The 11,838-nt window shown below is 71.7% G+C and carries 15 protein-coding genes; 11 read left to right on the top strand and 4 right to left on the bottom strand.

Features of this window, described 5'->3' with window-relative positions; all coding sequences use genetic code 11:
* Positions 1–4 precede the first annotated feature (4 nt).
* Positions 5–370 (top strand): MmcQ/YjbR family DNA-binding protein, encoded by a 366-nt coding sequence (locus tag ASC64_RS06750; protein WP_235563563.1) that lies wholly within the window; start codon positions 5–7, stop codon positions 368–370.
* A gap of 7 nt (positions 371–377) precedes the next feature.
* Here ASC64_RS06750 and ASC64_RS06755 read toward each other — a convergent pair whose 3' ends face one another.
* Positions 378–1,034 (bottom strand): potassium channel family protein, encoded by a 657-nt coding sequence (locus tag ASC64_RS06755; protein WP_235563565.1) that lies wholly within the window; start codon positions 1,032–1,034, stop codon positions 378–380.
* Between the two features lie 65 nt (positions 1,035–1,099).
* On the opposite strand from ASC64_RS06755, the gene ASC64_RS06760 reads away from it, so the two are divergent.
* The 6 genes from ASC64_RS06760 to ASC64_RS06785 all read left to right on the top strand — a co-directional run bounded on the left by ASC64_RS06760 (position 1,100) and on the right by ASC64_RS06785 (position 6,334).
* The gene (locus ASC64_RS06760) at positions 1,100–1,591 is read left to right on the top strand and encodes a hypothetical protein (protein ID WP_056906779.1); all 492 of its coding nucleotides are present in this window, start codon (positions 1,100–1,102) and stop codon (positions 1,589–1,591) included.
* The gene (locus ASC64_RS06765; protein ID WP_056906780.1) at positions 1,588–2,115 is read left to right on the top strand and encodes a hypothetical protein; all 528 of its coding nucleotides are present in this window, start codon (positions 1,588–1,590) and stop codon (positions 2,113–2,115) included. The genes ASC64_RS06760 and ASC64_RS06765 overlap by 4 nt, the downstream gene beginning before the upstream one ends.
* Positions 2,116–2,164: 49 nt before the next feature.
* Positions 2,165–3,136, top strand: a complete 972-nt coding sequence (locus ASC64_RS06770; RefSeq protein ID WP_056906781.1) for an NAD(P)/FAD-dependent oxidoreductase — start codon at positions 2,165–2,167, stop codon at positions 3,134–3,136.
* A gap of 81 nt (positions 3,137–3,217) precedes the next feature.
* Positions 3,218–4,492, top strand: coding sequence for a glycosyltransferase family 4 protein (locus tag ASC64_RS06775; protein ID WP_056906800.1), 1,275 nt, complete (start codon positions 3,218–3,220; stop codon positions 4,490–4,492).
* Positions 4,479–5,216, top strand: coding sequence for a class I SAM-dependent methyltransferase (locus ASC64_RS06780; protein WP_056906801.1), 738 nt, complete (start codon positions 4,479–4,481; stop codon positions 5,214–5,216). Before ASC64_RS06775 ends, ASC64_RS06780 begins: the two co-directional genes overlap by 14 nt.
* Positions 5,213–6,334, top strand: a complete 1,122-nt coding sequence (locus tag ASC64_RS06785) for a prenyltransferase (protein WP_056906782.1) — start codon at positions 5,213–5,215, stop codon at positions 6,332–6,334. The genes ASC64_RS06780 and ASC64_RS06785 overlap by 4 nt, the downstream gene beginning before the upstream one ends.
* Here ASC64_RS06785 and ASC64_RS06790 read toward each other — a convergent pair.
* Positions 6,293–6,940 (bottom strand): class I SAM-dependent methyltransferase, encoded by a 648-nt coding sequence (locus ASC64_RS06790; RefSeq protein ID WP_056906783.1) that lies wholly within the window; start codon positions 6,938–6,940, stop codon positions 6,293–6,295. The two genes, ASC64_RS06785 and ASC64_RS06790, sit on opposite strands and share 42 nt — an antisense overlap.
* Before the next feature lie 112 nt (positions 6,941–7,052).
* On the opposite strand from ASC64_RS06790, the gene ASC64_RS06795 reads away from it, so the two are divergent.
* Positions 7,053–7,397 (top strand): VOC family protein, encoded by a 345-nt coding sequence (locus ASC64_RS06795; RefSeq protein WP_056906784.1) that lies wholly within the window; start codon positions 7,053–7,055, stop codon positions 7,395–7,397.
* A gap of 3 nt (positions 7,398–7,400) precedes the next feature.
* On the opposite strand, the gene ASC64_RS06800 is transcribed toward ASC64_RS06795, so the two are convergent.
* Positions 7,401–8,696, bottom strand: a complete 1,296-nt coding sequence (locus ASC64_RS06800; RefSeq protein ID WP_056906785.1) for an alpha/beta hydrolase — start codon at positions 8,694–8,696, stop codon at positions 7,401–7,403.
* 38 nt (positions 8,697–8,734) lie between these two features.
* On the opposite strand from ASC64_RS06800, the gene ASC64_RS06805 reads away from it, so the two are divergent.
* A complete protein-coding gene (locus ASC64_RS06805; RefSeq protein WP_082550259.1) occupies positions 8,735–9,625 on the top strand; it encodes an aminoglycoside phosphotransferase family protein in 891 nt (296 codons plus the stop codon).
* Positions 9,626–9,658: 33 nt separating this feature from the next.
* A complete protein-coding gene (locus tag ASC64_RS06810; protein WP_056906787.1) occupies positions 9,659–10,444 on the top strand; it encodes an LLM class flavin-dependent oxidoreductase in 786 nt (261 codons plus the stop codon).
* A gap of 9 nt (positions 10,445–10,453) precedes the next feature.
* Here ASC64_RS06810 and ASC64_RS06815 read toward each other — a convergent pair whose 3' ends face one another.
* Positions 10,454–10,810, bottom strand: a complete 357-nt coding sequence (locus ASC64_RS06815) for a hypothetical protein (RefSeq protein WP_156385065.1) — start codon at positions 10,808–10,810, stop codon at positions 10,454–10,456.
* A 34-nt stretch (positions 10,811–10,844) separates the two neighbouring features.
* On the opposite strand from ASC64_RS06815, the gene ASC64_RS06820 reads away from it, so the two are divergent.
* Positions 10,845–11,339 carry an AAA family ATPase gene (locus ASC64_RS06820; RefSeq protein WP_056906789.1) on the top strand — a complete coding sequence of 165 codons (495 nt, stop codon included), beginning with the start codon at positions 10,845–10,847 and terminating at the stop codon, positions 11,337–11,339.
* The last annotated feature ends 499 nt before the right edge of the window (positions 11,340–11,838 follow it).

The following is an 11,838-nucleotide window of genomic DNA, read 5'->3' on the forward strand; positions in this document are numbered from 1 at the left end:
TGGCGTGGACGTCGACCGGATGCAGGAGGTCTGCGCCGCGTTCCCCGGCGCGTGGCCGGACAACCCCTGGGACCACGACCACCCGGTCTTCAAGGTCGGGCCGGCGGAGAAGGGCAAGATCTTCGCGTTTCTCGGCGCCAGCGGGGTGGGCGTGAAGGCCGGCGCGACGCGTGAGGTCGCCGACGAGTGGCTGCACCGCTACCCAGACGACGCGAGCGTGATGGCCTACATCGGCCGGTCGGGGTGGAACGACCTGGCCTTCGGCGGCGCCATCCCCGACGAGGAGCTCCTCGAGGCGGTCGAGGAGTCCTACCGGCTGGTGGTGGCGAAGCTGCCGAAGAAGGACCGCCCCGCCGGCTGGGAGCGCTGAGCCCGGTTCAGCGGCGGCGCATCATGGTGAGCCCCACCATGCGAGACACGACCATTGCGATGTAGAAGACGCCGACCATCATCTCGACCATCAGGATCGAGCGGGCCTGCGCACCGACGGCCACGATGTCGGAGAGCCCGACGCTCGTGAGGGTCGAGAACGACAGGTAGAGCAGCTCGAACCAGGTGTGGTCGAAGCCGCCGGCGTTGCTGAACGAGTCGGGCCACACGACCTGGACGAACGCGAAGGCGTAGGCGAAGGCCCACGCCACCACGGTGAACGCGGCTCCCGTGGCGAAGTACTCGTCGGTCGTCACGTCTTCGTCGTGGAAGAGGTAGCGCAGCATCGCGTAGGACACGTAGAAGTAGAAGGGGCAGTGCAGCAGGCCGGACATCAGCACGATGACGTCCTCGTCGGGGAACACGGCCTCGAGCAGGGTGAGCACCATCGCGGGGGCACCGAGGAACAGCACCGCGCGACTGACGTTGGGCGTACGACGCACCGCGAGGACCGCGGACCCGACGGCGACCATGCCGATCACACCGAGGAAGGTGCGTCCGACCACCGAGCTCTCGAGGAAGGGCCACGCCAGCACCTGCAGCAGCTGCGCTCCCAGCAGCATCGCCGAGGGATGCGCCGTCAAGTAGGTGATCTGCCGTCTCACGACAACGGAGTCTAGGCACGCGGATCAGCGGCGCCGGGACCCTGGACTGGGCTAGGTTCGGCCGCGTGGGAGGACGCGGCACCATCTGGTCGATCGGCGCGCTGTCCGTCGTGCTCGCCGGGCTGGTGGTCGGCATCGTCGTGCTGCTCGGCGCGGCGGAGTCCGCGGACGAGGGGCTCACGGCCGCGCAGCACGAGGTGGCGGGCGCCGCGCGGGCCGAGGCACTCGCCTTCCTGACCGTCGACCACCGCACCATGGACGTCGTGGTCGAGCGGGTGCTCGACGGGGCGACCGGTGAGTTCAAGGAGCAGTACGAGTCGCAGAGCCGGCGCCTGACCAGGGAGGCGACCCGCACCCGTGCCACCTCCGCCGGTGAGGTCGTGGCGCTGGGCGTGTCGCAGCTCGGCGACGACTCCGCGACCGTGCTGGTCGCCGCCAACAGCACCGTCACCAACACCAGGACCGACGAGCCGCAGGTGCGCTACTACCGCCTCGAGCTCGGCCTGGTGCGCCGGGACGGCCGGTGGCTCACCAGCAGCCTGAGGTTCGTGCGGTGACCCGGACCGCACAGAGGCGCGTCGTCGCCGCGCTGGCCGTCCTCGTCGTGGCCGCCGCGGCCGTGCTCGCCTGGGCCTGGACCCAGCGCGACGACACGGCGGGTGCCGACATCACGAGCGCGTCCGCCGAGGAGGCGTCTGTCGCGTCCTCCGACGTCATGGACACCGTGCTCGAGGTCGCCGACGAGGCCGCCACCCGCGTCTACAGCTACTCCTGGAAGACGCTCGCCGACGACAAGGCCGCGGCGCGCGACCTGATGACCGGCACCATGCTCGACCAGTACGACCGCACGATGGCCGGGGTCGCCACGTCGAGCCGACGCGACCACCGCGTGGTCTCGGCCGAGGTGGTCGGCACGGCACTCGTGCACGCCACGACGTCGTACGCCCGGGTGCTGGTGTTCGTGAACCAGTCGACCGAGGGGACCGACCTGGACAGGCCCCGGCTCGACCTCGACCGCGTGCTCGTCACCCTCCGCCGCGTCGACGGCGACTGGCTGGTCAGCGAGCTGGACGCGCTGTGAGCACGGGCCGGCCCTTGTGGCGCAGCCCCGGGATGGGAAGGATCGCGGCGTGGACGACGTGACGACCGACCTGCTGATCATCGGTGCCGGACCGACGGGGCTCTACTCCGCCTACTACGCCGGCTTCCGCCAGATGAGCGTGGTCGTGGTCGACTCGCTGCCCGAGCTCGGCGGTCAGATCACCGCGATGTACCCCGAGAAGGCGATCCTGGACGTCGCCGGCTTCCCCAGCATCAAGGGGCGTGACCTCGTCGAGGGACTGGTGGCGCAGGCCGCCACCGCCGACCCGACGTACCTCCTCGACCGCACGGCGACGACGCTGGAGCACGGGGAGGACGACGTCGTCGTGACCCTCGACGACGGCACCCGGGTGACCGCTGCGGCTGTCCTGATCACCTCGGGCATCGGCAAGTTCAGCCCGCGGCCGCTGCCGGCAGGCGAGGGCTGGGTCGGGCGCGGCATGGAGTTCTTCGTGCCCAGCTTCGCGCCGTACGCCGGCAAGGACGTGGTGATCGTCGGCGGCGGGGACAGTGCCTTCGACTGGGCCCAGCACCTCGAGCCGATCGCCGCGTCCGTGACCCTCGTGCACCGGCGCGACGCCTTCCGTGCCCACGAGCGCACCGTGGCCGCGGTCAAGGAGTCCACCGTCGAGATCGTCACCAACGCCCAGGTCACCGAGTTGCGCGGCGACGGCCACCTCGAGGAGGTGGAGGTCAGCGTCGACGGCCATGAGCCCCAGCTCCGCAAGGCGCAGGCGCTGGTCGCCGCACTCGGGTTCGTCGCCGACCTCGGCGCGATCCAGCAGTGGGGGCTGGTGACCTCCAAGCGGCACGTCGTCGTCGACTCCGCGATGCGCACGAACCTGGCGCGCGTCTTCGCGGCCGGCGACATCACCGACTACCCCGGCAAGGTCCGGCTGATCGCGGTCGGGTTCGGGGAGGCCGCGACCGCCGTCAACAACGCTGCCGTGGTCATCGACCCCACGGCCCACGTGTTCCCCGGCCACTCCAGCGAGGGCTGAGACCCGACCGGCCGCGCGGCCGCCTACCGACCAGTAGGCATAATGGGCGCACTCATCCACAGCACGCGAAAGGCAGAGCACGTGCGCATCGCCATGCTGTCCTACCGGAGCAAGCCGCACTGCGGCGGCCAAGGCGTCTACATCCGCCACCTGAGCCGCGAGCTGGTGCGTCTCGGCCACGACGTCGAGGTGTTCTCCGGCCAGCCCTACCCCGACCTCGACGAGGGCGTGCGGCTCACCAAGGTGCCGAGCCTGGACCTCTACCGCGAGCCCGACCCCTTCCGGGTCCCGCGGCTCCGGGAGTTCCGCGACCGCATCGACGTCGAGGAGTTCCTCACGATGTGCACGGCCGGGTTCCCCGAGCCGAAGACCTTCAGCTCGCGCATCGCGCGGCTGATGAAGGAGCGGGCGGCCGACTTCGACATCGCCCACGACAACCAGGTGCTCGGCACCGGGATCATGGAGCTGGAGTCCTACGGCCTGCCGGTCGTGGCGACGATCCACCACCCGATCACGATGGACCGTCGGATCGACCTCCAGACCGCCCCGGGCTGGCGCAAGCGGCTCACCCTGCGCCGGTGGTACGGCTTCCTGCGGATGCAGACCAAGGTCGCCAAGCGCTATCGCAAGGTGTTGACGCCCTCGGAGTCCTCCTCGCGCGACGTGGCCCGCGACTTCGGCGTGGACCCCGCTCGGCTGCAGACGATCCTGCTCGGCGTCGACGACGTGTTCGCGCCGCCGACCGCGCCGCGCGTGCCCGGTCGGATCCTCGCCATGGCGAGCGCCGACGCGCCGATGAAGGGCATCGCGACGTTGCTCGAGGCCTTCGCCAAGCTCAGCGTGGAGCGCGATGTCTCGCTGGTGCTGGTCACCCGCCCCGAGCCGGGCGGGCGCACCGAGCAGCTCATCGACCAGCTCGGCATCGCCGACCGCGTCGAGTTCGTCAACGGCGTCAGCGACGAGGAGCTCGTGCGGGTGATGGGCTCGGCCGAGGTGGCCTGCGTGCCGTCGCTCTACGAGGGCTTCTCGCTGCCCACCGCCGAGCTGATGGCGTGCGCGACCCCGCTGGTCGTCTCGCGGGCGGGCGCGATCCCCGAGGTCGTCGGCCCCGACGGCGAGTGCGCCGACCTGGTGACGCCGGGCGACGTCGGCGAGCTGGAGCAGGCCCTCGCGGCCCTGCTCGACGACCCCGAGCGGCGTACGGCGATGGGTGCGCGTGGCCGCGCCCGCGTCGAGGCGCTGTTCAGCTGGCGTGCCGTGGCCGAGGCCACCGCCGCCGCCTACGAGGAGACCATCGCCGCCTTCCGCGAGGAGCAGGGCCGGCAGGAGAAGGAGAGCCACCGTGCTGACCGTTGACTTCGACCGCCTCGGCCTCCGGCCGGGTGAGCGGGTGCTCGACATGGGCTGCGGCGCCGGCCGCCACGCCTTCGAGATGTACAAGCGGGGCGCCGACGTCATCGCCTTCGACCAGGACGCCGACGAGCTGGCGACGGTGCGCGAGTGGTTCGCCGCGATGCGCGAGGCCGGCGAGGTGCCCGCTGGCGCCGAGGCCGACGTCAAGGAGGGCGACGCGCTCGCGCTGCCGTTCGCCGACGGCGAGTTCGACCGGATCGTGGCGGCCGAGGTCCTCGAGCACATCCCCGCCGACATCCAGGCCATCCACGAGCTGGTCCGGGTGCTCCGTCCGGGCGGCACCCTGGCCGTGAGCGTGCCGCGGTGGTTCCCCGAGATCGTCAACTGGAAGCTGTCCGACGACTACCACAACGTCGAGGGCGGCCACATCCGGATCTACACGCAGGAAGAGCTCGTCGACAAGGTCACCAAGGCCGGGATGACCTTCGTGGGCAAGGACTATGCCCACGGCCTGCACGCGCCCTACTGGTGGATCAAGTGCGCCGTCGGGGTGACCAACGACGACCACCCGCTGGCGAAGGCCTACCACAAGCTCCTGGTCTGGGAGATCATGGAGAACCCCAAGGCGCTGCAGCTCGCCGGCAAGGTCCTCGACCCGATCATCGGCAAGAGCATGGTGCTCTACTTCACCAAGCCCTCGACCGGGCCGGCCGCCTCGGACGCATGAGCACCAGCCCGGCGATCGAGGACATCCTGACGCGCAGCCAGGTGGAGCAGACGGCGGTCACGATCGCGGCCGTGCAGGAGCCGTCGGGAGCGATCCCGTGGTCGGTCGGGGAGCACACCGACGTCTGGAACCACGTCGAGTCGGCGATGGCGCTCGTGGTGGGCGGCCAGCGCGAGGCCGCGGAGCGCGCGTACGCCTGGGTGCGGGACACCCAGCGCGCCGACGGCTCGTGGCCGATGAAGATCGTCGACGGGGTCGTCGAGGACCCCTCCGGCGAGACCAACATGTCGGCCTACGTCGCCGTGGGCGTCTGGCACCACTGGCTGGTCCTCCGCGACGAGGAGTTCGTCCGCCGGATGTGGCCCACCGTGCGACGCGCCCTGGACTTCGTCGTCGCGATGCAGCTGCCGTTCGGTGGCGTGGCCTGGTCGCAGGAGTGGCACGACGGAGAGCCCGCGAAGGTCAACGAGGAGGCCCTGCTCGCGGGATCCTCGAGCATCCACCACTCGCTGCGCGCCGGTGTCGCGCTCGCCGAGCTGGTGGGGGAGCCCCAGGTCGAGTGGGAGCTCGCAGGGGGCCGGCTCGGTCACGCGCTGCGCGAGCACCGCGACCGCTTCCTCGACAAGTCCACCTTCTCGATGGACTGGTACTACCCCGTCCTCGGGGGCGCGGTGCGCGGCGAGGCGGCCCGCGACCTGCTGGCGGAGCGGTGGGAGACCTTCGTCGAGCCCGGCCTCGGCATCCGCTGCGTCTCCGCCAACCAGTGGGTGACCGGCGCGGAGACCTGTGAGCTGGTGATGGCCCTCGAAGCCATCGGCGACCGCGCCCGTGCGCTCCGGCTGCTGGCCGACATGCAGCACCTGCGCACCGACGAGGGCTCCTACTGGACCGGCTACGTGTGGCCCGACGAGGTCAACTGGCCCCACGAGCAGACCACCTACACGGCGGCGGCGGTCATCCTGGCCGTCGACGCGCTCTCCGACGGCACGCCCGGCGCCGACATCATGCGCGGCACGACACTGGCGCCGGACTTCGCCGAGATCGGCCTCGAGTGCGGCTGCCGGCCGGGCGACGGCTCAGGCGAGCGGGTCGCCGGCGTCACCCGACGTACGGCGTAGCACCCGCATCGAGCCCAGCGCCTCCACCTCGGTGAAGGCCCCGCTGGCGAGCGCCGGGACGTAGATGTCCTCGTAGGGCGGCCGGCCGCCGTCGGCGGGGTCGGGGAAGACGTCGTGGATGACCAGCAGGCCGTCCGCCATCACCCAGTGCGCCCACCCGCGGAAGTCGGCCCGTGCGGGCTCGACACCGTGACCGCCGTCGATGAACAGCAACGACAGCGGCGTACGCCACCAGAGGCTGACCGTCGCGGAGCGTCCGACGACGGCGACCACCTGGTCCTCGAGCCCGGCGTCGGCGATGGCGCGCCGGAAGGTCGGCAAGGTGTCCATCAGCCCGAGGTCCTGGTCGACGAGCGAGTCGTCGTGGTGCTCCCAGCCGGCCTGGTTCTCCTCGGACCCGCGGTGGTGGTCGACGGTGAAGACGGTGCCGCCCACCTCGCGCGCAGCGGCGCCGAGCCAGATCGCCGACTTGCCGCAGTAGGTCCCGACCTCGAGCACCGGCCCCGACGACAGCCGCTCGCGCGCCCAGCGGTGCAGCAGGGCCCCCTCGTCCTCGGGCATGAAGCCCTTGGCAGCGCGGGCGTGGTCGAGCAGGTCTGCTGGCATCACGGCTGCATCACGGGGACGACCCTAGTGCGGTCACACTCGCGACCCGACGCCCGTCAGGTGGGTGGAAGCAACCACCGCCCCACCACCGACACGGACACAGGAGCACGTCATGAGCAACCACACCATCGTCATCCCCGCCGCGGACCTCGCCGCTGTCACCGAGTTCTACAAGGTCGCCTGGGAAGCCGAGCCGCACACCGAGACGCCCTACTACGTGGGCTTCAACCTCGACGGCCAGGAGATCGGCCTCAATCCCCAGGGGAAGCGCGACCAGATGGCCGGGCCGGTCGTCTACTGGAAGACCGACGACCTCGGCGCGAAGGTCGCCGCGGTCGAGGCGGCCGGCGGGACTGTCGTACGACCCGTCACGGCGGTCGGCGGCGGCACGTCGCTGGCGCTGATGACCGATCCGGCGGGCAACCAGGTCGGCTTCATCACGCAGGCCCAGCCGTAGTTCCTAGCCGGCAGCGTCGTCGAGCCGGGAGATCTCCTCCGGCTCGATGCCGCTGTCGGCCTCGAGGCCGTGCCGCCAGGTGTTCCAGTGCCAGGTGAGGTAGCGGTCCACCGCGCGCACTGCGTGGGTGCTGCGGATGGAGTGGAAGACGTCGAAGGCGTGCTGGGCGCCCGGCACCTCGGCGTAGACCACCGACTTGCGGGACGTGCGCCGCAGCTCGGCGACGAACAGCCGGGCCTGGTCGACCGACACCAGGCTGTCGCGCTCGCCGTGGATGACGAAGAAGTCGGGCGCGTCGGGGGTGACCCGCAGGATCGGCGACGCGGCCTCGTAGACCTCGGGCGCGTCCTTCCACGTGGTCTGCATGACGCGCGGGCTCAGGAAGCCGTCACGCATGCTGATCGCGTTGCCCAGGCCGGTCGAGCCGGCGAAGTCGTAAACGCCGTAGAAGGGCACGGCCGCCTGCACGCTGGTGTCGGCGTCCTCGAAGCCCGGCTGGAAGGCCGGGTCGCCGGGCGTGAGCGCCGCGAGCGCGGTGAGATGACCGCCGGCCGAACCGCCCGTGATGACGAGGTAGTCCGGGTCACCGCCGTAGTCGGCGATGTTGTCCTTGATCCAGGCAATGGCGCGCTTGACGTCGACGACGTGCGCCGGCCACGGGTCGCGGGGCGCGAGGCGGTAGTTGATGGCCACGCAGACCCAGCCCTTGGCGGCCATCTGGTTCATCAGCGGACGGCCCTGGTGCTCCTTCTGGCCGAGGGTCCAGGCGCCGCCGTGGACCTGCAGCAGCACCGGCGCGTCCTTGATCGCGTCCTGGCCGGCCGGGAGGTAGATGTCGAGGTGCCCGCGGCGGCCGGCCTCGGAGTAGGGCAGGTTCCTGATCACCCGCACGCCCTCGTGGGCGAAGTTGAACGGCCGGACCAGGCGGCGCCACGGCGTGGCCAGGTCGGCCGGCGAGGGCACGTCGTCGAGCTGCTCGACGTAGTCCACGCCGAGGCCCTCGACGAGCGCCTCCTCGAAGTCGTCCTTCGCGCGGTGGCTCTCCCGCACGACGCGGGTCAGGCCCAGCGCACTGGCGCCCGCGAGGACGAGGCCCGCCTTGGCCCTCCAGCCTGCGCGGCGTCCCTTGGTCAGGTGGGCGACCGCGTCCACGGCCGTGAGCGCGAGCATCTGCGGGGCCGTCTCGCCGAAGATCCACCCGGCCGGGAAGGCGGCGAGCCCGGAGCGCTGTCCGCGCGGGGGCCGGAGGGTGTTGGCGGTCAGGGCGGCGACGATCGCTTGGCGGCGCAGGAAACTCACGCGACCAAACCTACTCGTCGGTACTACGGTGCGCGTCGATGAGTGGGATGCATGCCGGAGAGGTCGTCATCGACGACGAGACCGTACGCCGACTGGTGGACGCACAGCTCCCCGAGTGGGCCGGACTGCCGCTGCGCCGGCTCCCGCCGACCGGCACCGACAACCAGCTGTTCCGGCTCGGGGACGACCTGCTCCTGCGGCTGCCGCGGATCGACTGGGCCGCCGACTCGGCCGTGCAGGAGCACGAGTGGCTGCCGCGGCTCGCGCCGCACCTCCCGGTCCCGATCCCGGCGCCCGTGGCGCTCGGGCGGCCCGGTGAGGGCTACCCCTGGCACTGGACCGTGGTGCCGTGGATCGAGGGCGACAACCCGACGCCCTCGACCTTCGACCCCGCCGAGTGGGCCGTGTCGCTGGGCACCTTCGTCCGGGCGTGCCGGGACGTGCCGGGGATGGGCGGACCGGTGAAGACCGAGGGTCGCGGCGCGCCGCTCCCGTCCCTGGACGCGTGGGTGCAGGAGTGGACGGCCAGGGCCGACCCCGCCGAGGTGTCGCGCGACGCCGTGCTCGCGGTGTGGGCCGACGCGCTGGCCGCACCGGCGTACGACGGCGAGGCCAGGTGGTTCCACGGCGACCTGCACGAGGGCAACCTCCTGGTCCGCGACGGGCGCCTGGCAGCGGTCATCGACTGGGGTGCCGCCGGCCGCGGCGACCCGGCGATCGAGCTCAACGCCATGTGGGGCTACCTGCCGGGGTCGGCGGCCGACCTCTACCGCGCCACCGTCGGCCTCGACGAGGCGGCGTACCGCCGGGCACGGGGCTTCGCGTTGGCGCCGTCGATCAGCGCCTCGACCTACTATCGCGAGACCGCGCCAGAGATCGCGCGCGGCGCGCTCGAGACGGTCCGGCGGCTCATCGCCTCGCTCGGCTGACCCCTGCGCGGGGCCTGGCGGCATGATCGGTGCATGACCACGCGCCGCGGACTGTTCGTCGCCCCCTTCGACCAGCTCGCCGACCCCGGCGTCGTCGGTGAGCTCGCGGCATCGGCCGAGGCAGCGGGGTGGGACGGCTTCTTCGTGTGGGACCACTTGCTCTACGGCGACCGGGTCACCGACATCGCCGACGTCTGGACGTGCTGCGCGGCGGTCGCGATGCGCACCGAGCGCCTGGTGCTCGGCCCGATGGTCACGCCGCTGGCGCGGCGACGGCCGCAGGTGCTGGCTCGACAGGCGGCCAGCCTGGCCACCCTCTCGGGCGGGCGGTTCGTGCTGGGCCTGGGGCTCGGCGACGACTGGGTGGGGGAGTTCAGCGCCTTCGGGGACGAGGCCGACCCGCGCACTCGCGGGCGGATGCTCGACGACGGGCTCGAGCTGCTCACCGCGCTGCTGTCGGGCGAACCGGTGGACCACGACGGTGAGCACTACGCCGCGCGAGGGGTGAGGTTCCGTCCCGCGCCACAGGTTCCGATCTGGCTCGCCGGACGCTACGGGAACCGGGCGCCGATGCGGCGCGCTGCGGGCCACGACGGGTTCTTCGTCATCGGCCTCGACGGGCCGGACGACCTGGACCGGGTGACCACCTCGCTCGCCGAGCACGCGCCACGTCCTGGGTTCGACGTGGTCGTCGACCTGCAGCCCGACCAGGACCCGGCCGCGTGGTCCGACCGCGGCGCCTCGTGGGTGCTGACGCGGATCGGTCCCTACGACATCGACCTCGACCGCGTGCGCGCCATCGTGGACGCCGGTCCCTGACGGTCCGCCTCAGCCCGGCCCGACGACGAAGACGACCTCGCTCGGCTCGGCGTCGACGTCGCCGAGGACCGTGACGTCGACCAACCCCGGCTCGACGCCGCACGCGTCGTGCTCGCGGTGGTGGACGTCGCGCAACGACAGCAGTCCTTCCGACTCGACGGTGAACCGGCCGAGGACCAGGAGGCCCGGTCTCGCCGACTCCGCGAACGAGGCGAGGGTCGGACCGTCAGCGACGCTCCGCACCCCGACGGCGATGCAGTCCACGGTGGCAGCGCACGCGCGTCCTCCGAAGGTCGTCGGTGGCGTGAAGTCCTCGCGTCCGACGACGAGGAGGAGGGAGCTCGGCGGCTCGATCATCGGACTCACCGGCTCATCCTGCCCGACCGGGGATACTCGTTCCGTGGGTGTACGCAACTACCTGCTCGAGGGCGTGTCGGGCACCGGGAAGACCTCGGTCTGCCGCGAGCTGCAGCGACGTGGTCACCACGCGGTCAACGGCGACACGGACCTCGCCTACCAGGGCGACCCCGTCACCGGTCGGCCGATCGACAGTGCTGTGCACGAGCACCACATCTGGGACGTCGGACGCGTGCGTCAGCTGGTCGCCGACCACCGCGCCCCCGTCACCTTCTTCTGCGGGGGCTCCCGCAACCACGCGTCGTTCCTCGACGTGTTCGACGAGGTCTTCGTGCTCGAGGTGGACCTGGAGACGCTGCTCCGTCGGCTCGCCCAGCGGGGGGATGACGAGTGGGGTGGCAAGCCGGAGGAGCGCGACCTCGTCGTACGGCTTCACCGCACGGGCGAGGACGTTCCGGTCGGGGTCCCCATCGACGCCACCCGCCCGCTGACGGAGGTCGTCAACGAGATCCTGCGCCTGGCCGACGTACCTGTCTGAGCCGCGGCCACGGCTGGCGCGGCTGGACGTGCCTGTGGCCCGCCAGTGTGGGGATTGGCGGGGTGAGGGGCGGGGTCATGGTCGACTTGGTTCGCCGTTGGTCGAGGAGGGCGCCCTGGCGCCCGTCACGAGACCCGGCCCCTCGAGCGGGATGCTTCCGTGTCGGTGGCGGAGGTAGCGGTGGCCGTGCGGGCTGGTCCACTCGAACACGCCGGGCGCGACCATCGTGTAGGTCCAGGCGGAGTGGGTCTTCAACCGATGGTGGGACCGGCACAGGCAGGCAAGGTTGGAGGTGGTGGTCGGGCCGGGTTGCTCGCGGCCCTCGGTTTCGGCGTCGTGGTCGTACTCGACGATGTGGTCGACGTCCGCGCGCCTGGCCGGTCGGGTGCACCAGGGGTACGCGCACGTGCGGCGGAATCTAGGTAGTCACGCAACACCGTGGTTGTCAGCGGTCTTGGTCAGTATCTTCTCGAGCATCTCGGCAGGGGTGCGAAAGCCG

It is taken from the genome of Nocardioides sp. Root122 (assembly GCF_001425025.1).
Lineage (GTDB): Bacteria > Actinomycetota > Actinomycetes > Propionibacteriales > Nocardioidaceae > Nocardioides.

Excerpts from the sequence above, each read along its gene's own strand:
- ASC64_RS06795 (WP_056906784.1), top strand. The coding sequence starts at position 7,053 with ATGAGCAACCACACCATCGTCATCCCCGCCGCGGACCTCGCCGCTGTC.
- ASC64_RS06805 (WP_082550259.1), top strand. The coding sequence starts at position 8,735 with ATGAGTGGGATGCATGCCGGAGAGGTCGTCATCGACGACGAGACCGTA.
- ASC64_RS06790 (WP_056906783.1), bottom strand. The coding sequence starts at position 6,940 with ATGCCAGCAGACCTGCTCGACCACGCCCGCGCTGCCAAGGGCTTCATG.
- ASC64_RS06810 (WP_056906787.1), top strand. The coding sequence starts at position 9,659 with ATGACCACGCGCCGCGGACTGTTCGTCGCCCCCTTCGACCAGCTCGCC.
- ASC64_RS06785 (WP_056906782.1), top strand. The coding sequence starts at position 5,213 with ATGAGCACCAGCCCGGCGATCGAGGACATCCTGACGCGCAGCCAGGTG.